Here is a 20300-nt window from a genome sequence, read left to right as displayed (position 1 = left end):
ATTAGAGGTCAAGGATTACCCTTGCCTTTAACAGCCCATCATCCTCCATTATATCCATCATATGGAATGTCACCGCCTTCACCTCGTCACGCCGCTCATGCCTTTCCTTTATCGTTTCACCCATGGCGGTACCTTTGAGGTGGAGGCCATCATCTTTCTCATCTATCTTAACTTTGAATTTACTGAATAAAATAAATTCAGTGTCATGTATGAAGAGCAGTTCGTCCAGCCAGTCATAGAGGAGTGAGACTCTATCCTCTGATGTGATTTCAACTCTTCTCTCCTCAGCAGCCTCAACCAGTGACGTGTCGGTCATAACCTCAAACATTGCAAGGGCCGCGTTCTCGAACACCTCCTCAAGGGTATGTCCATAGGCCCAGTATCCAGCATCTGCAGTGACATCAAAGAATTCAAACCCTTTCATGTTTCCCCTCCCAAAGTGTGCACCAAGGGACATCCTTCAGATGCACATTCACTGACATGGGTTTCAGTCTACATGGCATCTTATCTAATTTACTTTTCAGGTGCTCTCTATCTCTTTTCTTAAATAATCTCCACATGAACATGGTAGTGGAGTGGATATTATGCACAGTCTGAGGAGATCAAACAGTATCAGGAGACGTGTAGGGCAGCTTGTCGTTGCGGTGGATCTGAAGGCATGTTTAATCATATCAACGGTTCTGATAGCCCTCCTATGGGGCGTTATAAGCGTTGCAGCCGGATGTAACTCAAATTATCCTGCAAGTATATGAATCAGAAGCCAGGGCACCTCCCGAGATCCTCCCTGCTGAAACGTGGAATCAGGATCCTGGAGTTACCACGCACACCCTTACCGGTGAGCCTCGTGTCGATCAACCTTAAAAATTCCAGTTTCTCAATTATCCTGTTGAAGGATGAGTAGCTTGACCCCGTACTCTCCCTGAAGAGCTCATAGAGAGCTCCCGCTGTTATATCATCACCAGCATCTGCAAGTATCCTCAGGAACTCCCTCTCATTTTCATTCAGGGTCCTCACTGTGTGGATCAGATTAACTGGTCCTGTGCTCTTAATGGCCCTTTCAAGGTGTTCCCCTGTTATCATGGGTGATGCATCGGCCTCTGCAAGGTTTCCACAGACCCTGAGGAGGTCTATACCGTATCTGAGGTCCCCTGTATCCATTGTATGGTCGGTTATCCTCTCAATGAGTTCATCGGATATGACGCCCGGGTAGAACCCCACCCTGACACGATCCCTGAGTATGTTGAACACCTCTTCACGTGTGTAGGGTGGGAATACGATCTCCTGGGGTATGAATATGGAGTCAACATTTTTATCAAGGGCGTACCTGAACTCTATATCCGAAAGAACAGCGAATACACCGGTCCTCACACCCTCAAACACCTCATGAGCCCTCAGTATATCGTAGAGCACCTTGTTGGCGTTTTTACTGTAGAAGAGGTGGTTGATGTCATCAAGGGCAACCACAAGGGCCCTGTTCTCGCTTGCAAGGTGCTGCATTATGGCCTGATATATCCGTGAGAAGGGGACACCTGTTTCAGGTGGCTGGTGCCCGAATATCCTGCTGTAGATCTGTGAGAAGATCCCGAATCGGGTGGTGTGGAGCTGACAGTTTATGTAGCAGCAGACAACGCTCTCTGATGTTGATTCAGCCATTTCAAATATCTTCTTGATGGCGGTTGTCTTACCTGTTGCACATGACCCCAGGATAACGGCATTGACGGGCCTCCCATTCCTCAGGGCGGGCCTTATACACACTGCAAGGGCCTCCATCTGTGACTCCCTGTACCTGTAATTTTCAGGAACATAGTCTGGGTCAAAGGCATGCATGTTCCTGAATAGGGTCTCATCATGCAGGAGTATATCCCTTATATCACGCCTCTTATCGCCTTTCATGATCCTTCACTTTCTTTATCCTATTCACCATCTCTCTATCCGGACATTCATGTTCATCTCAAGCCAGTCTATCAGTTTACTGGCATACTCGAGTTTGAGCCTCTTAACAGGATCGGCGGGCCCAAGCTCAGAGTCCATATCAGGCCTTGAGTACCTTGTGACGACCTCACCGAAGTCCATACCCGCCAGAACTATACGCTCAGCGCCAAGGGCTGCAGCAAGGAAAACAGCCCGATCACCATCGGTGAATCCACCAAAATTGTGGAGACAACCATGAGGGATGCTCTGGGTTGTCCCTATGACATTCTGGAGGAGTGGAAGGTACCTCCTCAGTGCTGGGAGGTTGTTCCCGTGGGCATGGACCACCACAACGGCCCCCAGCCGGTTTGCATCGAGTATATCCTCCATCCTGCCATCAAGGTCAGTTACGATTATATCAGGAACCACATCCTCCTCGAGAAGTGCAGTCGTGGCACCATCTGCCGAGATAACTGTCATGGATTCATGGAGGGCCCTGAACCTTTTGAGGTGGGATCTGAGTGATGGTCCGGCCCCGAATACAATGAAGTCCCTGGACCTGATATCAAGGTCCTCAACCCTTGGGCATCCGTGTTCCCTGAGGAAGGCGTCCAGGTATGATGCTGACTCCTCGTCAGCCTCCCTCTCAAATCCAAAGTCATCAAGTATACGGGTGTACCACCTGAGCCATTCCTGAACTTCCATGGGATAACTTTATCCACATTTATATATCATTCTTTGGGTTCACAGCTGGTGGATGCTTTTAAGCCCCCACCATGCACATCTCCAGCTTTCAGGTAACTATGAACTACAAAGCATGCAGAGAAGTGGAGACCGCAAATTTCAGCTTTCCTGTTAGGGATCCTCTCCTGGCAGGGAATTCAGACACCTCTTCAGCATCCACCCTCACCACATTTTTCATCTGACTCCATGGATGGGCCCTGTGGAGGCCCATGCAAATCTTTTTAAATGTCATTGAGTTGCCTATAACAACTTCGGGGCCCCTGTTTTGGAGGCCCATGTAAATCTTTTTAAATGGACAGATTAAAAATAGGTACAGGTCATAAAATCCACTTTAATCTGGAGGTTTTTTGGAAATGGATGAAACACTGCTTATGATTCCCGGGCCGACAAGGGTGGCCCAGAGAGTCCTCAAGGCAATGTCAGAGAACATTGTTAACCACAGGAGCGCCCTATTCGGCAAGATCCTGACTGAAACGACTGATATGATGTCCGATGTTTTCAGGACCAGCAATAAGTCTTACCTTCTGACGGGTTCAGGGACAGCTGCAATGGAAGCCGCAGTTGCAAACATTGTAGAACCCGGAGATAAGATTCTGAATGTTGTTGGGGGTAAATTCGGCCAGAGGTTCGCCCAGATAGTGGAGGCATTCGGAGGCGAATCCATCACAATAGACGTAGAGTGGGGCAAAGCCGTTAACCCTGACGATATTGGATACACCCTCGAGGAGAATGATGATATAAAGGCAGTCACCGTAGTCCACAATGAGACATCAACGGGGGTGGCTAACCCCATCAGGGAGATAGGGAAGATAATGGACGACTACGACGCCCTCTACATAGTTGACACAGTATCATCCCTTGGAGGGGATGAGGTCGATGTTGATGGCTACGGCATAGACATCTGCGTTACAGGTTCCCAGAAGTGCCTCGCAGCACCCCCTGGCATGGCAGCCATAACCCTTAGTGAAGACGCATGGAGTGTCATTGACGCTGTTGATAATCCCAGGACATATTACCTGAACCTCAAAAAGTACAGGAAGAGCGGTGACGCAGAGCCACCTGAAACACCATACACACCTGCAGTTTCACTCATATACGCAATGCATGAGGCCCTCAAGGTTATAATGGAGGAGGGACTCAACAACAGGATAAAGAGGCACAGGATAGCTGCTGAAGCTACGAGGAATGCGGTGAAGGCCCTCAACCTCGAACTGTTCCCTGATGAAGCAGTCTCATCAACAACGGTCACGGCTGTTAATCTCCCAGAGGGAGTTACAGATGGTGAACTGAGGGGGACAATGAGGAACAAGTACCATGTTGAGCTTGCAGGGGGACAGGACCACCTCAAGGGAAGGATATTCAGGATAGGCCACATGGGTAACATAACCCACAGGGAACTTATAACAACATTCTCAGCCCTTGAGATGACCCTCAGGGAGCTTGGATTTGAGGTTGAAATGGGAGAGGCCGTTGCAGCAGTTGCAGACACATACCTCCCAGAGGACCTCTAAATTTCTACTTTTTTTGGTGGTGAAGATCTCTCATGGAGGGCAAGACATTCTTCATCACAGCACCATCTGCAGCTCATGAAATTTAACACAGGATCCAGGACTTCAGTTGATCATCTTTTAAGGAGTCAGGGCCTGACCCTTGGGAGAGGTATGTCCTCCCCTTCAACCATGAACTCCAGTATGCGAGGTTCACCTGAATCAAGAGCCCTCTCCACGGCACCCGGGACATCTTCAGCTCTCCGGACCCTCTCAGCCCCTATACCATAGGCATCTGCAAGTTTAATGAAATCAGGGTTCTTCAGTTCAACAGAATAACTGGCCCCGTATTTCATCTCCTGCCACTGCCTTATAACATCAAGCTTCTGGTTATTCAGGATGCACATGGTGATGGGAAGATCCAGCTCAGCAACTGTGCCAAGTTCCTGGACCGTCATCTGAAATCCGCCGTCACCTGCTATCATGATGACATCCTCTGATGGATCCGCAAGCTTTGCACCGATGGCAGCCGGGAGGCCGTAACCCATGGGTCCGAAGCCACCCGAGAATATGAGGGAGCGCTCACGGAGAACCCTCCTGTGGAGGGTCACCCATGTGGTGTGGCTGCCTGCGTCGTTGACTATGGTGGCATAGGGGGCTGCATCAAGGATACCCCTCACAGCGGTTGATGTTACAAATGCACCCCCCTCAGGGGCTGGTAACTCACTGATTGGAGGGTTGGCCCTCCTGTAGGCTGCAAGTTCCTCAAGCCACCATGAGGGGCCCTTTAATTCAGGCATGACCCTGAGGAAATCCCCAACATCCATCTGCAGCACAACATCTCCCCTCAGTACAGAGGGGTCAGTGTTTACGTGTATTACCCTTGCATTGCCCGTGGCTGCCAGGGTCCTCTCTGAGAGCCTCGCCCCGAGGACGAGGAGGACGTCACAGTTCCCAGCAGCATGGTTAGCTGCCGGTGTCCCCCTGGTACCTGCCATTCCCAGGCAGAGGGGATGGTCCTCAGGTAGAACACCCCTTGCACTGTAGGTGGTCACCACAGGGATCCTGGCATTCTCTATGAATTCCCTGAACTCATCAATAGCATTCCCCCAGATTATACCACCCCCTGCAAGTACAAGGGGCCTTTCAGAGGATCTGAGGAGCTCCAGCGCACTGCTGATGTCTGGGAGTTCTTTCCACACTCCAGATGACTTCAAGGGGCGTTTCGAATCCTCCTCTAGGACGTCCCTTGGCAGGTTTATGTGTATAACACCGGTAAGCCCCCTCCTCAGGGATTCTATGGATTCAGCCAGCATCCTGGAGGCCTCATCAACACTCCAGGGGGTCATGCTCATCCTTGTGACAGGCCTGAAGACCGCCTCAAGGTCAGCCTCCTGAAACCTTCCAGGACCCCCACCACGGGGCAGGTCACCGGTTAAGGCGATTAGGGGCACAGAATCTGTGTTTGCAGCAGCCACACCCATAACAAGGTTAAGGGCGCCGGGCCCTCCAGTGGCAACACAAACCGCAGGTCCACCTGATGCCCTGGCGTAGCCATCTGCAGCGTGGACGGCTCCCTGCTCGTGTCTCATGAGAACATGTTCAATCCCGGATCTTCTCAGAGCCTCATAGAGGGGCAGCATCTGTTCACCGGGGTGCCCGAATATATGGGTGAAACCAGCTTCCTCAAGGATCCCGACAAGGACCTCAGCACACATCTTCATGCACCCATCTATATTCTGCCAACTATTTAAATCATGAATTAAAAAGATATTAATAGAAGGGGGTTGTTTATGAGAGGACAGCTTGATGCTCTGCTCAGGGAGGAAAGGGTTTTTAACCCAGACCCGGAACTTGTAGAAAACAGTAATATAAGGGCATGGATGGACGACAGGGGTATTGAGGATTATGATGAGCTCCTTGAGAAGGCCAGATCCGAGCCGGAGTGGTTCTGGGATGAGATGGCATCTGAACTCGAATGGTTCAGACCATACACCCGTGTCCTTGAATGGGAGCCGCCCCATGCCCGCTGGTTCACAGGCGGAAAATTCAACATCACATACAATGCCCTTGACAGGCATGTCATGGGGCCTGAAAGGAACAGGGTGGCATATATATGGGAGGGCGAGGATGGTAGCATCCGTAAGCTCACCTACTACGACATCTACAGGGAGGTTAACCGTCTGGCAAATGCCCTTAAGGATATGGGCGTCTCAAGGGGAGACCGTGTCAGCATATACCTCCCCATGATACCTGAACTACCCATGGCCATGCTCGCATGTGCACGCATAGGTGCAGTTCACAGCGTCGTTTTCAGCGGCTTCTGGGCCAAGGCCTTCAGGGAAAGGGCTGCAGACGCCGAGGCAAAGGTTGCAATAACCGCGGACGCATTCTACCGCAGGGGAAAGGTAATAAAACTCAAGGAAACCCTTGACATGGTAGCAGATGAGATCCCATCACTTGAGAGGGTTATAGTGGTGGACCGCATGGGCGAGGATGTCAGCATGGTGAAGGAGAGGGATATATACTGGAACGAGGCCATTGATGGCATGGAGGATGAATATCCCTGTGAGGAGCTTGACCCCGAGGATCCACTATTCATACTCTACACCTCAGGCACGACAGGTAAACCAAAGGGTGTTGTGCACACCCATGGAGGCTATGCTGTGGGTGTGAGCTCCACATACAGGTTTGTCTTCGATGTGAAGGAACAGGACATATGGTGGTGTCTGGCTGACATAGGATGGATAACTGGTCACAGCTATATAGTCTACGCCCCCCTCATTGAGGGTGCAACCTCTGTCATCTATGAAGGCGCACCTGACCACCCGGACCCTGGGAGGATATGGAGCATGGTTGAGAGGTACGGTGTCAGCATCCTCTACACGGCACCGACGACAGTGAGGCTCTTCATGAAATACGGGGATAAGTGGCCTGAGAAGTACGACCTCAGCACCCTCAGAATCCTCGGTTCCGTGGGGGAACCCATAAACCCTGAGGCCTGGATGTGGTACTACAGGACCGTGGGCGGCGGCAGATGTCCCATCATGGATACCTGGTGGCAGACAGAGACAGGGATGCACATAATAACACCCCTCCCTGTGACACCAATGAAGCCCGGCTCCGCAGGAAGACCATTCCCCACCATAATAGCTGACGTTGTAGATGATGAGGGAAGGAGCCTGCGTGGAAGTGGAGGACACCTTGTGATAAAGTCACCATGGCCTGCAATGTTCAGGACACTCTTCAGGGAACCTGAGAGGTATGTGGAGGCCTACTGGAGCACATTTCTAGGTATCTACCTTAGCGGTGACGTTGCAAGGATAGATGAGGACGGTTACTTCTGGATCCAGGGCAGGGAGGATGATGTTCTCAACGTTGCAGGACACAGGATAAGCACTGCAGAGGTTGAATCAGCCCTCGTAAGTCATCCAGATGTTGTTGAGGCTGCAGTGGTTGGGAAACCAGACATCCTGAAGGGAGAGGAGATAGCGGCCTTCGTTACACTGAGGGATACAGTTGAACCCACACCCCGCCTTAAGGGTGTTCTGCGCGAACATGTGAGGAAGGAGATAGGACCAATTGCAAGTCCAGCCTATATAGAGTTCGTTGAGGACCTTCCAAAGACAAGGTCGGGTAAGATAATGAGGAGGGTTATCAAGGCCCTTGTAAGGGGTGAGGATGTGGGTGATGTCAGCACCCTCTCAAATCCTGAATCAGTGAGTATACTTGAGGACAGGGTTCGTACATTCTAATGCAGTAGCCAAAAAAATATTTTTTTCAGCCGAGCAACTGATCTCATTTTTCATGTCTGCGGCTGATTGTTTGTTTTGCAGTACTTGCTCTTCAATTTCGTCCGAGGGTCTTCCTAGGGCTTGCTTCTTTGATGGCTTATGGAGCGGATCTGTTTCAAGGGTATCCTTGATTGGTTTATATAGGAGGGCTCTTCTAGATCCTCATTGAGGGGGTGGTGAAAAACATTTTGAGGGCTCTTTTCAGTTTGAGTGCACACTGAGAGGCTCTATGAATACATAAATGGGGTTTATGATTATTAGATATCTAGCACGTTAAAAATTATTTAAATTTGTTTTAAATGGATTAAATTATTTTTATGGACTATTGGGGTCTTCTCATCAAATCGTTTTTGAGCCAATTTTCACCAGCAGATTATAATAACTAAATATTATTTTATTCTCATTTAAGGATTAAAAATTGCATAAATTAGTTTATGGCCATTTATCTCGTCAAAAATTCTTTTTAATAATTTTAAATCCATTTTAAATCTTATTTAATTATTTTAAAGGAGGATGTCAGGTAGTCTATCTATATAAATGGAGTGCATTATCGGGGATCGTCAAATTTATATGTCTTAAAGGAGAAATTTTAGAGCGATAGGGGCCAAATAAAGAAAAAATCCGCCCTGTTAAAATCAGACCAAAATGGTTAAAATCCAGAATCAGTTGAAAATGGAGAATATCAAGTCGGAGAGTTAAAATCAGACCAAAATGGTTAAAATCCCTGGAGCAAGAGGGCCCGGCACAGGATGTGAAACTGGTTAAAATCAGACCAAAATGGTTAAAATCCAAGGTGTACTTGGTGTGGAGGAGTCGCTGCAGCTCCTCGTTAAAATCAGACCAAAATGGTTAAAATCCTCATCTTCATCATATGCATTGCTCTCCCGGTCTGGTTAAAATCAGACCAAAATGGTTAAAATCCTGTAAAGCTGAATGAGTCGCTCGTCTGGGTGCTGAGTTAAAATCAGACCAAAATGGTTAAAATCATTTTTTCTTTTTTCTCTTCTTTTTTCTCTATTTTTCTGTTAAAATCAGACCAAAATGGTTAAAATCATCTCTAAAATAATACTATCTGGTAGTAAGTTAATTTAGTTAAAATCAGACCAAAATGGTTAAAATCATGACCTCCCCCCTGAGGCACATCGAGACACAGATCTAGTTAAAATCAGACCAAAATGGTTAAAATCATATTTCATCTGTGTCGCCTGCTCATCCTCTCCTCTAGTTAAAATCAGACCAAAATGGTTAAAATCACGATGGTGGCGTGGAGTTGGATGATTACCTCCCCTGCGGTTAAAATCAGACCAAAATGGTTAAAATCACCATGAGTTTGATGAGTCTCTCCTCGAGCCTCTCCGTTAAAATCAGACCAAAATGGTTAAAATCAGACGTGAATGAGAGGAATGAGTACATTCAAGCCTTGTACTGTTAAAATCAGACCAAAATGGGATTGAAATGGATGCTAAGGCAAAGGTTAGTAAGACCATCAATAAGTTAAAATCAGACCAAAATGGGATTGAAATTTCTATGGATTTAATGTGAAGGATCTTGCCCCCATATGTTAAAATCAGACCAAAATGGGATTGAAATCTCCCTCAAAGGCTGGGCATACTCTACCCTCGTATACTTGTTAAAATCAGACCAAAATGGGATTGAAATCAGTCAAGGTTTTTCATTCACTGTTTTGGTTTTAATAGTTAAAATCAGATCAAATGGAATTGAAATGTTATAAGGAGATCACGCATAACAGCCCCCATGAAGGTTAAAATCAGATCAAATGGAATTGAAATACAGTCACGACGCCGGCCAATTACTCATCAGTGGCCAGTTAAAATCAGATCACCAATTACTCATCAGTGGCCAGTTAAAATCAGATCAAATGGGATTGAAATATTTTTCATTTTTGAAGAGTTTAGGGAGCTTTTTAGTTAAAATCAGATCAAATGGGATTGAAATAAAACGGGGAGTGGGAGGTCCTACTCGACGTGATGGGTTAAAATCAGACCAAAATGGGATTGAAATATATTTTTACTGGCCTCACTTGCCTCACTTAGTTCTCTACATGATGTGCTATTATTATGTTTATTCCTGGTAGCTTCCACTGTACCTTCCAGACCCCTCCACACGGAATACCACTGCCTGAACTATCCTTTCACCCCTCTTGAGGGTGTACTCATATTCGCCATGGTTATGTAAAAGGAACTGGAGTGTCCCCCTGAAACCGGGATCTCCCACGGCGGTGTGAACAGATACAAAGGACCTCAGGAGAGTTGATCTTGGAAGGTAGAGCATTGCATACCCCTCAGGTATCTCTATCATCCTGTCAACACTTACAAGGTAGGCTTTACCTGGCTCAAGTCTGTAGATGGGCGGTTCAAGCATTTCTAGGGGTGGAAGGTTCTTCTCATCGTCAATCAGTGACCCGGGTCCCATCTGTCTGTAAACCTTATCAACTCTCAGGTCGATTCCAGCTGGCTGGACGAGTTCCTCAAAGTCCGGGAAAAGTTTCTTTAACAGTTTTTCTCCAATCATCTATGATTCCTCTGCCATTGCTATTTTATGGTCTCTAACTCTAAAGGATTTATTATATGAGTATCATGCTGTTCTCTTTGAGGTTTAGTTTTGAGTGTGTGCCGACTCTAAAGGATTTATTATATGAGTATCATACCTATGGATGGTGATATAGTTGCCTGTTATCCAGATAAACTGCAATAGGCTGACAAGGGAAAAGAAGAGGGAACTTGTAAAGCGTGTAACAGAGATCTCAAGTGAAATTATGGGCCTACCCGAATCAACGATAACAGTCCTTATAAGGGAGCTAGACCCTGAGGATGTCGGTGTTGGAGGTTCACTCCTCTGTGACAGGGAGTGAGGGCTCTTGTCCTACCATCTAGCAGCCAGATAAGAATCAGATTCAATAAAAAAATTTCTTATTCCGGTCAGGCCCCCGAGTCTCTCAAATTTCAGGTGTCACATCAATAAGGAAGACTGAGGCAATCTCACTGCTGGGCCTCACAATTTCTAACCTTAGCAATCTTGTATTTTCCCCATGGTAACTGATTTTTTTATCTTCCAGTTCAACATCCCCAATGATGGCCCCTTTAATTTCCCTCAGATCATCTTCGGGGATGCCCCTGAGGACACTTTGGACTCCCAGGGATCCGGAGCATTCCTCCACACCTGTTAGGGTTGAGGCGGCCCTGTTGAGGTCTATCAGTGTGGGTTCACCATCATTTATCCGAAAATTCAGTATTGCAACAGGCGATAATTCAAAGATCCTCTTAAGGATTCTCTCCCTCCTGGTTGTTCTGGCCACCTTCTCTTCCATCTCCTTCAGGATTTCACGGGATTCAAGGTAGAATGACACATCACCTGCAAGTTCCATGAGAAGTTTCACTTCCTCCTCGTCGAAGGCATCCCTCTCCCCGGAGTAAACTGTGAGGGCCCCGATGGTTTCATCCCTCACCCTCAGTGGAAGTCCAATGACTGACATGAACCCCCTTTCAACGGCCATATCCCTCCAGGGGACGAATCTGGGATCTTCCCCGGTGTCCCTTATTATGACGGGTTTCCCCTCCCGTATTGACCTTCCTGTCGGGCCCTGCCCATATTCACTCTCATCCCACCGTATGGTTACGGAGTCCAGGTATCCCTCATGGAATCCGTACTCTGCAGCGGGCCCCACAGACCTCTCCTCATCGTCCTCTGCAAATCCTATCCAGGCCATCCTGTAACCACCGACCTCGACGATGATCCTGCATATCTCCCTTAGAAGTTCCTGAGGGTCATTTATCCTTACTATGGCCTGGTTACAGTCACTGAGCATTCTCAGGCTTCTGTTAAGTTTTTTTATCTGTAACTGGCTCCTGTGCCTCTGCATAGCCAGTTCGATGGTGAATAGGAGTTCCTTCTCATCAAAGGGCTTTATCAGGTATCCGTAGGGTTCCACTTCCCTGGCCTTCTCCATGGTGGAATCCTCTGAGTGGGCTGATATGAAAACCACGGGTATTTCGAGGCCCCGGATTTCTTTTGCGACATCAACGCCTGTGAGGGACCCCCTGAGTATTATGTCCATTAAAATTAGATCCGGCTGGTGCTTCTCTGCAAGTTCAACTGCAGTCTCACCGCTGTATGCAACCCCAACCACGTCGTATCCCCAGAACTCCAGCTTTCTCTGGAGATCCATCGCCGTTATTGCCTCATCCTCTACAAGGAGTATCCTGACAGCCATCTGAAAGTCACCACATGTGTTAATGTGATGTGGCTGTATAAAAATTTTTGTATTCTGTATGATTTTTATGTGCTACTTCATCATGTGAATAGCTGTTCAACCATCCACTGGGGCCTGAATTCCATCATGTCATCGTAGCCCTGCCCTGTACCCATGAATATTATGGGCTTTTTTATCATGTAGCCTATGGATAATGCCGCGCCTCCGCGGGCGTCTGCATCAGCCTTTGTCAGTATAACTGCATCTATGCCGACAGCTTCATCAAATTTAGCTGCCTGTTCAATGGCGTCGTTTCCTGTTAGGGCGTCACCGACAAACACTATGAGATCAGGCTTTACGATCCTCTTTATCTTGGCCATCTCGTCCATGAGGTTCACGTTTGTCTGCATCCTCCCCGCGGTGTCTATGAGGACAACGTCCTTGCCCTGGGCCTTTGCATGGGATACCGCGTCAAAGGCAACTGCAGCAGGGTCGGCTCCCTTGCGGTGGCTTATGAGCCTGACTCCAAGTTTATCTGCGTGCTGGCCTATCTGCTCTATTGCGCCGGCACGGAAGGTGTCTGCAGCTGCTATCACGGGCTCAAGACCCTTTTTCATGAAGTATCTGGCCACCTTTGCGATGGTGGTTGTCTTACCGGTCCCATTTATACCAACAAACATGATGACGAGGGGTTTCTTCTTCTCGACGAGTTCCTGGAGGTCCACACCATCAACGCTGAGAACATCCTCAACAGCCTTTTTAAGGGCTTCAACTGTGTATTCTGATATTTCGGTGCTCCTCTTCACCTTCCTGCCAACCAGTTCTTCCTTCAGCTCTGTGGTGATTTTTTCAGCTACTTCAAGGGCCACGTCACTTTCCAGGAGTGCCATTTCAAGGTCCCAGAGGACATCATCAACGTCCTTTTCTGTTATCCTTTTTTCCCGGAAGAATGAGAGGAAACCTGAACCCCCCTCCCCTTCATGGGCATCTTCTGCATCTGAACTTATCTCCTCAGCCTCTTCAGTCCCGACTTCTTCTTCAGGTTTCTCCTCTATAACTGGCTCTGGAGCTTTTTCATCAGGACCATCCTCTTCGACCCGGGATTCTGGGGTTGATGAGACCTTCTCGGTGATTTTGCCAACGGTCTCGCTGAATTTTTTCTTCAGAGACTCAAACACTTACTCTCCACTTCCTCTTACCTTTTTGAGGAGTTCCTCTGCCTGAGGGGATAGTTTCATCATGATGTCTGTTATCTTACGCAGGTTTTCACCCATCTTCTGAAGTGTTGCCTCCAGTTCGTTCTTCTGGGACTCAATGCTTTCCATTGCATCCTCAAAGTTCTTCTTTATGGCTACACCTGCACCTACACTCATTATAACTTCACTGGTATCCTTTAGCTCTGCCTTTATGAAGGAACCGGCACCCACCGGTACCAGGGTCTCGGAGCCATCCTTTCCCTGTATATCCCTGATGGTTTTCTCAAGGATTTCAAGTTCACTGATGGTGGCCCTGACGGCCTCCATCTGCTGCTGGATGAGCTCGGCCTGGCTCTGGTAGATGTTCAGCTGGTTCACTATCTCCTCAAGTCTCTGCTGGTCTTCCATGGGATCACCTCTGGACCAGCGCCTTGACCACCGGGTCCTGAACCTCCTCAGCTGATATCTCCTCTATCTCCTCTATTTTAACCTTGTTCCTTGGAACCCTGTGTTTGCTCCCGAATTCAGAGTAGAGCCTCTCGTAGATTTCCTCTTCCTTTATTGCTTTGAGCTCCTTTGTGAATGGCTGAAGTTTGTCACCCATCAGGAACTTTCCTTTAACCCTAAATATCCTTGTCTTCATTTTTCATCCCTCAAGAAAACCTAAAGCTTCTTCTATCCTTGCAAGTTCTGGTCCCGTGGTTTCTTCACCCACAAGGACACCGTTTGAGTTGGCCACTGAGCAGGCACCTATAAGTGTTACTCCATGGTTGACTGTGCCAACGTCAGCTTCAACGCCCAGGGCGTCCTCTATGGTATTTATCTCCTCGGATGATGCCTGGGGATTCAGGAGGGCGCCCCTGTTGGTAACTGCCCCCATGGAGCCTATGATGTTGAGGCCTGCGAGTGTGGATACCTTAACGTCAACCTCAAGCACATCCCCTATAACCTGCAGCGCATCATCTGAGAGCAGTGGACTTGCAACGGCTCCGTTATCATTTGCCAGTATGAGGTTACCCACTGCGGTAAACCTTTCAGGGATCCTCACGGCCTCCACACCGGCGGCTGCAAGGGCATCGATTTCGCGGTCCATGGCCTGATTTGATACCACGAATCCGTTTGAGTTGCCCACTGCAAGGGCACCGTTCAGGCTGCTGCCACTGATGGACACCTTAAGGACCTCAACTTCAAGTGCTTCCCTGAGAACATCCTCGAACTTTTCCGGGGTGTTCTGTGGTATCAGGGCCACACTGTCGGTTACAGAGATGTAGACTCCCAGGTTAGGGTTTCCACTGAGGTTGATCCTTCTAATCATAATTCACCATCATTTCATTCTTCGAGTGTGGCTTCAACAACACCGTCTTCATCCTTAACGGCCTTGACCTTTATCCTTGGGGGGATCTTCTGGATACCCCTCTCCCAGAGTTTTTCATTTATGGACTCGTCAAGTTTAACGTTGTCTGCCTTCATATGTTTCATGAGAAACTCCCTGACAATCTTAACAGCCTTCGGTGCTCTTATGGTCCTTGGCACGTTCTTTGCCTTTCTGAGAGGTATAATGTAAATCCTTTCCATATCCAGTCCTCCTATACCTTGAGTTTGGTCCTTCTCCAGTGCCTCATCTTGGGGTGGCTTCGGACCCTGTAGTTTGTCTTAACCATAACCCATGCTGGCACCCTTCTGTTCTGTCTGTTAGCCTTCGCCATTCTGAGTTTCCTGGCAACATGTTTATTTCTACTCATTTAGCATCCTCCTTAATTTTGGTGTTCCAGCCAGTGACCCTGGTCTGGAAGTGAACAGGGAAGAATGACTCTGAACTGTGGCCCATCTCCTCAAGGAGGAGGCGGACCTCAACCTCATAGTCGGAGCTGTTATCGATGCTGCTTCTCTCGCTCCTCAGGTTGAAGAGCATCGATGCAAGTCTTTTAACGGTCCTGTGACCGAGACCATCCAGGTTCACATATTCAATGTTCATGCGGTCTTCTAGGCTCTGTATCTCGTCCCTTGTTAATCTGGGGGTCCTGTCGTCGCGTCGCGTTCCATCAGCAACCATTTCGTACTCCCTGGCCGCGGCCTCGACGGCCATCCTGTGTATGTGCTTTATACCGTTATTTGGAAAGCCGTCATGGATGATCATCGCAGCGGCATCCCTAAGTATCTCATCGCTGAGTTCAAGGACCCTGTGTGGGAATCCTAGGGCTGCAGCTGCCTCAGATGCTGGCTTCCATGAATCATGGATGCCGAAGTTAACAGTCACCAGTTCAGGCCTTATACCTAGCCTCTGGAGCATCACAGCCGCCAGTGAACTGTCCTTGCCGCCACTGTAGAGTACGCATGCATTCATTTTACCAGACTATTTCCGGCTAATCTTTATCTCCCTCTTTTGACCCGCAACCCTCTTAAGCAGTTCCTTCAGCTGTTCATCGGTGATCTTTGACCTTACACGACCCATCTGGGCCAGCTGTATTAGCTGCAGTTCTATCTGCTCAACGAAGTCTGGCCTTGTTAGGCGGAGGTTTGCCAGACGGCTACGGGCTTCAGGGGTGAGTATCTGCATCATTATCTGTTTCTTCTGCATTTCCAGCTGTTGACGCATCTGTTCCTGTGCTTCAGCTTCCATTGCCTGCTGCTGAGCCTTCTGCTGGAGTTCCAGCATTTTTCTGCGACGTATATCTTCGAGGTCTGTCAACTATGAAGCCTCCTGAGACCCCTCCGGGATCTTTTCAGTACTTTTCAAGTCCTTCAACTTCTTTCTTTACCTCTGCAGCGGCCTTATCAAGGAATGACCGGCCTTCGGGTGTTATAACCCTTCCAGTCTCTTCCCTCTTTATTAAACCTGATTCCTCCAGCTGCTGCAGGGCCCTTCTGATTATGGCACCGCTTCCTCTTCTGAACTTTTCGGGGCGTGAACCACGGTCCTTCTTACCACCGTAATGGGTCCTGAGGCTGTTAACACCCACTGGACCATCAATGTAAACTCTTCTGAGGAGGGCTGCGGCCCTTACATACCACCAGTCAGGATTTTCAGGTCTTCTTTCCTTGTGGACACCTGTTTTAACAAAGTTAACCCATTCAGGTGATTTAACCTTACTGTCATTTTTCAGTTCCTCAGCAACCCTGTTTATGAGCAGATCTGCTGGCACGTCATAAACTGTAGTCATATTTATCCTCCTAAGATCTTTTTTTGAAAATTATTGCCACATTTCCTCTTAAATCTATGAGCTTAGAATTTGTTTTTTCAACTATCTCTGTAATATAACTTTCTTTTTCAGAGGCCACTGTCCTGGCAAACCTTATCTTTATAAGTTCCTTTGCCTTTAGCTGCCTCCTCACCTCTTCAATGAGGCTATCTGTCACTCCGGCTTTCCCCACATTTATTGTGAGTGCTGAAAGTGACCTGTTCATCAGTTCCTTCTTTGGTGGTGTGAGACTCAATCCTATTTCTCCTTCTCTCCTTTTTTTCCCTTGTGTATGGGAATCTCATGATGTGACCGCACTCATGGCACCTAAAATTAACCTTTCCATCAGCTATTCTGACGGTGCAGTTTGATCCGGGTTTGAGGAAACTGTAACATCTCCTGCAGAACCTCCTCCTCCATTCCCTGGGGATTCTAACCCTGTACTTCATTGCGATGTTTCTTGCGATTTCGGTGTACCTGTGCGATCTATGGGGATTAGCTGAGAATTCACGGTCAGCCATTCTGAAAAGGATGTCTATTCTCTCTTCAGCAATTTTTAGCATCCATCGCGGTCTCTTTCCTCTCCTCAAGGTTTAACCTCTCATAACGGAATAGAACATCCACATCTTGCACATTAAGATGGTGTACTGACTGCACAAGAAGAATATTATAAGTGGTTTGTGTTTCCATATTTAAAAAGCTTTTCTATCCAAGAAGCCACCATGAGAAGTCCACCCCCCCTGGTGGGCATACCCTTGCACCATTGATGATATCTGTGATGATATCTGCCACCTCCTGTGGGGGTCTTCCGGTTGTATCAACCTCATGAACACGCCCTCCATGGATTTCGAAGGCCTCGACGGTGCACACGTCAAGTGCCTCGGCCTCGAGGTTTTCAAGCACCTTCCCTTCAGGGTAGCCCCTGCCCTCGAGTCTCTCCCGAAGGACCTCAGGGTGGAGTCTGAGGACAATCACCATGCTGCATGATCTGCAGAGGTGGGAGAGATGACCCTCCACCACATCCAGGCCCTCCATTTCCTGGAGATAACTGCATGCGGCCTCAATGTCGGCTTCAAGGTACCCCCTGGTGGGGTCGCGTCCAAGGATGAATCCCTTCTCCCTTATGAGTTCACCGAGGGATATGACCTCAAGTCCCCTCTCCCTCAATATACCCGCCACTCTTGTCTTCCCCACGCCTGGGGTGCCGGTTATGCAGATCATGGTCTTTTTCATCTGATTTTGCTGGTTTCTGTTCGAGTCATCATTTCAGCTTCTCAATTATCATCTCTGCAACATGTCGACCTGAGACCAGCATGCCACCAAATATGGGCCCCATCCTTGGGGCGCCGTAGACGGCGTTACTCGCCATTCCAGCCACATATAGGTTGGGGTAGACCTCCCTCGTGTTTTCAATGAGGGCCGCCTCACCCACATCGGCCCACATGGACCTCTCGCCCTGTATCCTACCATCAGGGGTGTTGAGTTCCGGGCCGATCTTCCTCTCCACCACCTTCACTATCTCACAGTCATGACCTGTAGCATCTATGACGGCCCTGGCCCTGACTGTGAGGGGGTCAACGTGGAGGCCCGCCATTTCGACTGAGCTCCAGTTGAGAACAAGGCCGTTTATGCCCTCCTTGCGGATCATAACGTCCTCTATGCTCATGAGGTTGAATATCTTGAGTCCAGCCTGGCAGGCCCTGGAACACAGGGTGGAGGTCGCCTCCACTGAATCGGCCACATGATATCCGTCATCATAGGGCTCTGACCTTATACCGAATTCGTCGAGGATCTCACGGCCTTCGTCCTGGACGACGATCTTGTTGAACATCATGCCGCCACCCCACATTCCACCGCCTATGGAGAGCTTGCGTTCAAAGAGTGCGACCTTCAGACCAGCCCTTGCAAGGTAGTAGCCTGCTGTTAGACCGGATGGGCCTCCTCCGCCAATTGCAACATCCATCTCCATGTAGTCCAGGAGATCCTCCATGTATCCTTCAACAATTGCTCTTGAAATTTTTATATCATCAAGCTTCATCTTCACACCTGCACATACTCCATGATAGAAGCACTCCTTCATTGTCCCTGTTGGGACATGGAAGTGGTCACTTCTTTATTATGATCCTCAGGACGTCCCCATCATTGAGGACATGTTCAAGGCCCACCTTCTGGCCATCGAATTTAACAGAGCTCCCCCAGACCCTCGCATGCCTGAATTTACGCACAAAGTCCCTGTGGAGCTTCTGACACACATCACCAACGGTTGAACCTTCCCTGATTATGAGGGGTTCGTCGTAATCAGCCTTTTTACCCTGGGGCTTGAGGTATATCCTTATGAGGCCCAGTCTGTTAAATATTTCCTCCCTGAGCTCATCGATGTTGATGTCCCTGTCTGCAGAGATGAAGAGGGCGTCCGGGAATTTCTCCCTGAGGTCCTCCAGATAGGATTCATCCACAAGGTCTATCTTGTTTATAACGGTGATGGCTGGTATGTAGGCCCGGTTGGCCTCCATGACGTCTATGAACTGGTCAACGGTTATATCGTCCCTTATAAGGACGTCTGCATTGTGGATTCCGTACTCATTGAGGACGGATCTTATTATCTTCTCATCGAGGTGTGTGAGTTCAACCGTTGCTGAGAGCTTCACACCACCCAGTTTTCTCCTCTTAACAGTCACATCTGGGGGTGTCTCGTTGGGTCTTATACCAACATCCCTCAGCTCCCTGAGGATTATGTCCATGTGGTCCGTGTTGAAAACATCAAGGACTATTACTATGAGGTCGGCGCTCCTTGCAACTGAGAGTATCTCCCTTCCACGACCCTTCCCGCGGGAGGCCCCGGTGATTATCCCGGGTATGTCGAATATCTGTATCTGGGCACCCCTGTACTCCATGACACCTGGAACGATTTCAAGGGTTGTGAACTGATAGTCCCCCACCTTTGACTCTGCGCTGGTTAACTCATTGAGGAGAGTTGACTTCCCGACGGAGGGGAAACCAATGAGGACCACCGTTGAGTCGCCGGACTTTTTGATATGGAATCCTCTCCCCTTTCCAGATGATGTCTTCCTCTGGAGGGCCTCCTCCTTCAGGCGGGAGATCTTTGCCTTCAGTTTACCTATATGGTGGGCTGTGGCCTTGTTATATGGTGTCTTCTGAATCTCCTCTTCTATCTTCCTGATCTTCTCTTCGATATCCATACCACTCACATGAACATTGTTGAAGCCGGGAAAAATCAGTGTAATCATCCACTGTTCTCTATTATCCATATTAAATATTTTCCCTTATATTTTATATCCCATAAGGTTCATATTATAAGCAGGTGATTTTATGAGGGTTGAGGATGTTATGGTTACAGATGTTGACACCATCGACATAACTGCCAGCCTCGAGGATGTTCTGAGGAACTATGTTGAGAACGCCAAGGGAAGCTCGGTTGTTGTGAAGGATGGTGTCAGGGTTGGAATTGTAACCACATGGGATGTGCTTGAGGCCATTGCAGAGGGGGATGATCTCGGAGAGGTCAAGGTATGGGAGGTGATGGAGCGGGATCTTGTTACCATACCTCCCAGTGCAACCATAAAGGAAGCAGCAGAGAAAATGGTGAAGAACGTTGTCTGGCGCCTCCTTGTTGAGGAGGACGATGAGATCATAGGTGTGATAAGCGCAACGGATATACTGAGGGCCAAGATGGCCAAGCGATACTGAGGAATCCATATTCAGTAGATGCTCAGACACCTCATTTCTCTATTCTGCTGATGGAGAGAGGAACTGAATTA

The 20300-nt window shown here is 48.4% G+C and carries 26 protein-coding genes and 1 CRISPR repeat array; of the genes, 5 read left to right on the top strand and 21 right to left on the bottom strand.

Annotation, left to right across the window (positions count from 1 at the left end):
* Position 1 precedes the first annotated feature (1 nt).
* The gene (locus tag DNK57_RS03245) at positions 2–424 is read right to left on the bottom strand and encodes an archease (protein WP_192961614.1); all 423 of its coding nucleotides are present in this window, start codon (positions 422–424) and stop codon (positions 2–4) included.
* 160 nt (positions 425–584) lie between these two features.
* Between DNK57_RS03245 and DNK57_RS03240 the strand changes: the two genes are divergently transcribed.
* A complete protein-coding gene (locus DNK57_RS03240; protein WP_192961613.1) occupies positions 585–752 on the top strand; it encodes a hypothetical protein in 168 nt (55 codons plus the stop codon).
* A gap of 1 nt (position 753) precedes the next feature.
* Here DNK57_RS03240 and cdc6-2 read toward each other — a convergent pair whose 3' ends face one another.
* From cdc6-2 to DNK57_RS03225, 3 genes are all read right to left on the bottom strand, one after another.
* Positions 754–1893, bottom strand: a complete 1140-nt coding sequence (gene cdc6-2 / locus DNK57_RS03235) for an ORC1-type DNA replication protein Cdc6-2 (RefSeq protein WP_192961612.1) — start codon at positions 1891–1893, stop codon at positions 754–756.
* Between the two features lie 24 nt (positions 1894–1917).
* Positions 1918–2616: a 6-hydroxymethylpterin diphosphokinase MptE-like protein gene (locus DNK57_RS03230; protein ID WP_192961611.1), complete on the bottom strand. Its 699-nt coding sequence runs from the start codon at positions 2614–2616 to the stop codon at positions 1918–1920.
* 103 nt (positions 2617–2719) lie between these two features.
* A complete protein-coding gene (locus tag DNK57_RS03225; RefSeq protein ID WP_192961610.1) occupies positions 2720–2932 on the bottom strand; it encodes a hypothetical protein in 213 nt (70 codons plus the stop codon).
* 76 nt (positions 2933–3008) lie between these two features.
* Here DNK57_RS03225 and DNK57_RS03220 point away from each other — a divergent pair, with 76 nt between their 5' ends.
* Positions 3009–4166 carry a pyridoxal-phosphate-dependent aminotransferase family protein gene (locus DNK57_RS03220; RefSeq protein WP_192961609.1) on the top strand — a complete coding sequence of 386 codons (1158 nt, stop codon included), beginning with the start codon at positions 3009–3011 and terminating at the stop codon, positions 4164–4166.
* Positions 4167–4291: 125 nt separating this feature from the next.
* Here the strand turns inward: DNK57_RS03220 and DNK57_RS03215 are convergent, their stop codons facing one another.
* Complete coding sequence (locus DNK57_RS03215) at positions 4292–5866, bottom strand: thiamine pyrophosphate-binding protein (RefSeq protein WP_192961608.1); 1575 nt, start codon at positions 5864–5866, stop codon at positions 4292–4294.
* A gap of 69 nt (positions 5867–5935) precedes the next feature.
* On the opposite strand from DNK57_RS03215, the gene acs reads away from it, so the two are divergent.
* On the top strand, positions 5936–7897 hold the full coding sequence (gene acs / locus DNK57_RS03210) for an acetate--CoA ligase (RefSeq protein ID WP_192961607.1): 1962 nt from the start codon (positions 5936–5938) through the stop codon (positions 7895–7897).
* Positions 7898–8564: 667 nt separating this feature from the next.
* A CRISPR array of direct repeats spans positions 8565–9323; the repeat unit is 30 nt; unit sequence GTTAAAATCAGACCAAAATGGTTAAAATCC.
* Between the two features lie 695 nt (positions 9324–10018).
* Here acs and DNK57_RS03205 read toward each other — a convergent pair.
* Complete coding sequence (locus DNK57_RS03205) at positions 10019–10468, bottom strand: dCTP deaminase (protein ID WP_192961606.1); 450 nt, start codon at positions 10466–10468, stop codon at positions 10019–10021.
* A gap of 154 nt (positions 10469–10622) precedes the next feature.
* Here DNK57_RS03205 and dmpI point away from each other — a divergent pair, with 154 nt between their 5' ends.
* Positions 10623–10808, top strand: coding sequence for a 4-oxalocrotonate tautomerase DmpI (gene dmpI, locus DNK57_RS03200; protein WP_192961605.1), 186 nt, complete (start codon positions 10623–10625; stop codon positions 10806–10808).
* Between the two features lie 84 nt (positions 10809–10892).
* Here the strand turns inward: dmpI and DNK57_RS03195 are convergent, their stop codons facing one another.
* From DNK57_RS03195 to DNK57_RS03125, 15 genes are all read right to left on the bottom strand, one after another.
* A complete protein-coding gene (locus DNK57_RS03195; protein ID WP_192961604.1) occupies positions 10893–12167 on the bottom strand; it encodes a GAF domain-containing protein in 1275 nt (424 codons plus the stop codon).
* 80 nt (positions 12168–12247) lie between these two features.
* Positions 12248–13324 carry a signal recognition particle-docking protein FtsY gene (ftsY, locus tag DNK57_RS03190; RefSeq protein ID WP_192961603.1) on the bottom strand — a complete coding sequence of 359 codons (1077 nt, stop codon included), beginning with the start codon at positions 13322–13324 and terminating at the stop codon, positions 12248–12250.
* Positions 13325–13750: a prefoldin subunit alpha gene (gene pfdA, locus DNK57_RS03185; RefSeq protein ID WP_192961602.1), complete on the bottom strand. Its 426-nt coding sequence runs from the start codon at positions 13748–13750 to the stop codon at positions 13325–13327.
* A 4-nt stretch (positions 13751–13754) separates the two neighbouring features.
* Positions 13755–13985, bottom strand: coding sequence for a 50S ribosomal protein L18Ae (gene rpl18a, locus DNK57_RS03180; protein ID WP_192961601.1), 231 nt, complete (start codon positions 13983–13985; stop codon positions 13755–13757).
* Between the two features lie 3 nt (positions 13986–13988).
* Positions 13989–14657 carry a translation initiation factor IF-6 gene (locus DNK57_RS03175; RefSeq protein WP_192961600.1) on the bottom strand — a complete coding sequence of 223 codons (669 nt, stop codon included), beginning with the start codon at positions 14655–14657 and terminating at the stop codon, positions 13989–13991.
* Positions 14658–14671: 14 nt separating this feature from the next.
* Positions 14672–14917, bottom strand: a complete 246-nt coding sequence (locus DNK57_RS03170) for a 50S ribosomal protein L31e (protein ID WP_192961599.1) — start codon at positions 14915–14917, stop codon at positions 14672–14674.
* A gap of 11 nt (positions 14918–14928) precedes the next feature.
* On the bottom strand, positions 14929–15084 hold the full coding sequence (locus DNK57_RS03165; protein WP_010877221.1) for a 50S ribosomal protein L39e: 156 nt from the start codon (positions 15082–15084) through the stop codon (positions 14929–14931).
* Complete coding sequence (locus DNK57_RS03160; RefSeq protein ID WP_192961598.1) at positions 15081–15686, bottom strand: DUF7411 family protein; 606 nt, start codon at positions 15684–15686, stop codon at positions 15081–15083. The genes DNK57_RS03165 and DNK57_RS03160 overlap by 4 nt, the downstream gene beginning before the upstream one ends.
* Positions 15687–15695: 9 nt before the next feature.
* A complete protein-coding gene (locus DNK57_RS03155; RefSeq protein WP_192961597.1) occupies positions 15696–16031 on the bottom strand; it encodes a DNA-binding protein in 336 nt (111 codons plus the stop codon).
* Between the two features lie 34 nt (positions 16032–16065).
* Positions 16066–16503 (bottom strand): 30S ribosomal protein S19e, encoded by a 438-nt coding sequence (locus tag DNK57_RS03150; protein WP_192961596.1) that lies wholly within the window; start codon positions 16501–16503, stop codon positions 16066–16068.
* Positions 16504–16513: 10 nt separating this feature from the next.
* Entirely contained in the window at positions 16514–16747 is a 234-nt protein-coding gene (locus tag DNK57_RS03145) for a YhbY family RNA-binding protein (protein WP_192961595.1), read from the bottom strand.
* A complete protein-coding gene (gene rnp4 / locus DNK57_RS03140; RefSeq protein ID WP_192961594.1) occupies positions 16689–17111 on the bottom strand; it encodes a ribonuclease P protein component 4 in 423 nt (140 codons plus the stop codon). The genes DNK57_RS03145 and rnp4 overlap by 59 nt, the downstream gene beginning before the upstream one ends.
* A 115-nt stretch (positions 17112–17226) precedes the next feature.
* Complete coding sequence (locus DNK57_RS03135; protein WP_226891021.1) at positions 17227–17754, bottom strand: adenylate kinase family protein; 528 nt, start codon at positions 17752–17754, stop codon at positions 17227–17229.
* A gap of 28 nt (positions 17755–17782) precedes the next feature.
* Positions 17783–18559 carry a sulfide-dependent adenosine diphosphate thiazole synthase gene (locus tag DNK57_RS03130; RefSeq protein ID WP_192961593.1) on the bottom strand — a complete coding sequence of 259 codons (777 nt, stop codon included), beginning with the start codon at positions 18557–18559 and terminating at the stop codon, positions 17783–17785.
* 67 nt (positions 18560–18626) lie between these two features.
* Positions 18627–19721 carry an OBG GTPase family GTP-binding protein gene (locus tag DNK57_RS03125; protein WP_192961810.1) on the bottom strand — a complete coding sequence of 365 codons (1095 nt, stop codon included), beginning with the start codon at positions 19719–19721 and terminating at the stop codon, positions 18627–18629.
* A 130-nt stretch (positions 19722–19851) separates the two neighbouring features.
* On the opposite strand from DNK57_RS03125, the gene DNK57_RS03120 reads away from it, so the two are divergent.
* Positions 19852–20229, top strand: coding sequence for a CBS domain-containing protein (locus DNK57_RS03120; protein ID WP_192961592.1), 378 nt, complete (start codon positions 19852–19854; stop codon positions 20227–20229).
* The last annotated feature ends 71 nt before the right edge of the window (positions 20230–20300 follow it).

Source organism: Methanothermobacter thermautotrophicus (assembly GCF_014889545.1).
Taxonomy (GTDB): domain Archaea; phylum Methanobacteriota; class Methanobacteria; order Methanobacteriales; family Methanothermobacteraceae; genus Methanothermobacter; species Methanothermobacter thermautotrophicus_A.
This window is presented reverse-complemented; position numbering and strand designations above follow the sequence as displayed.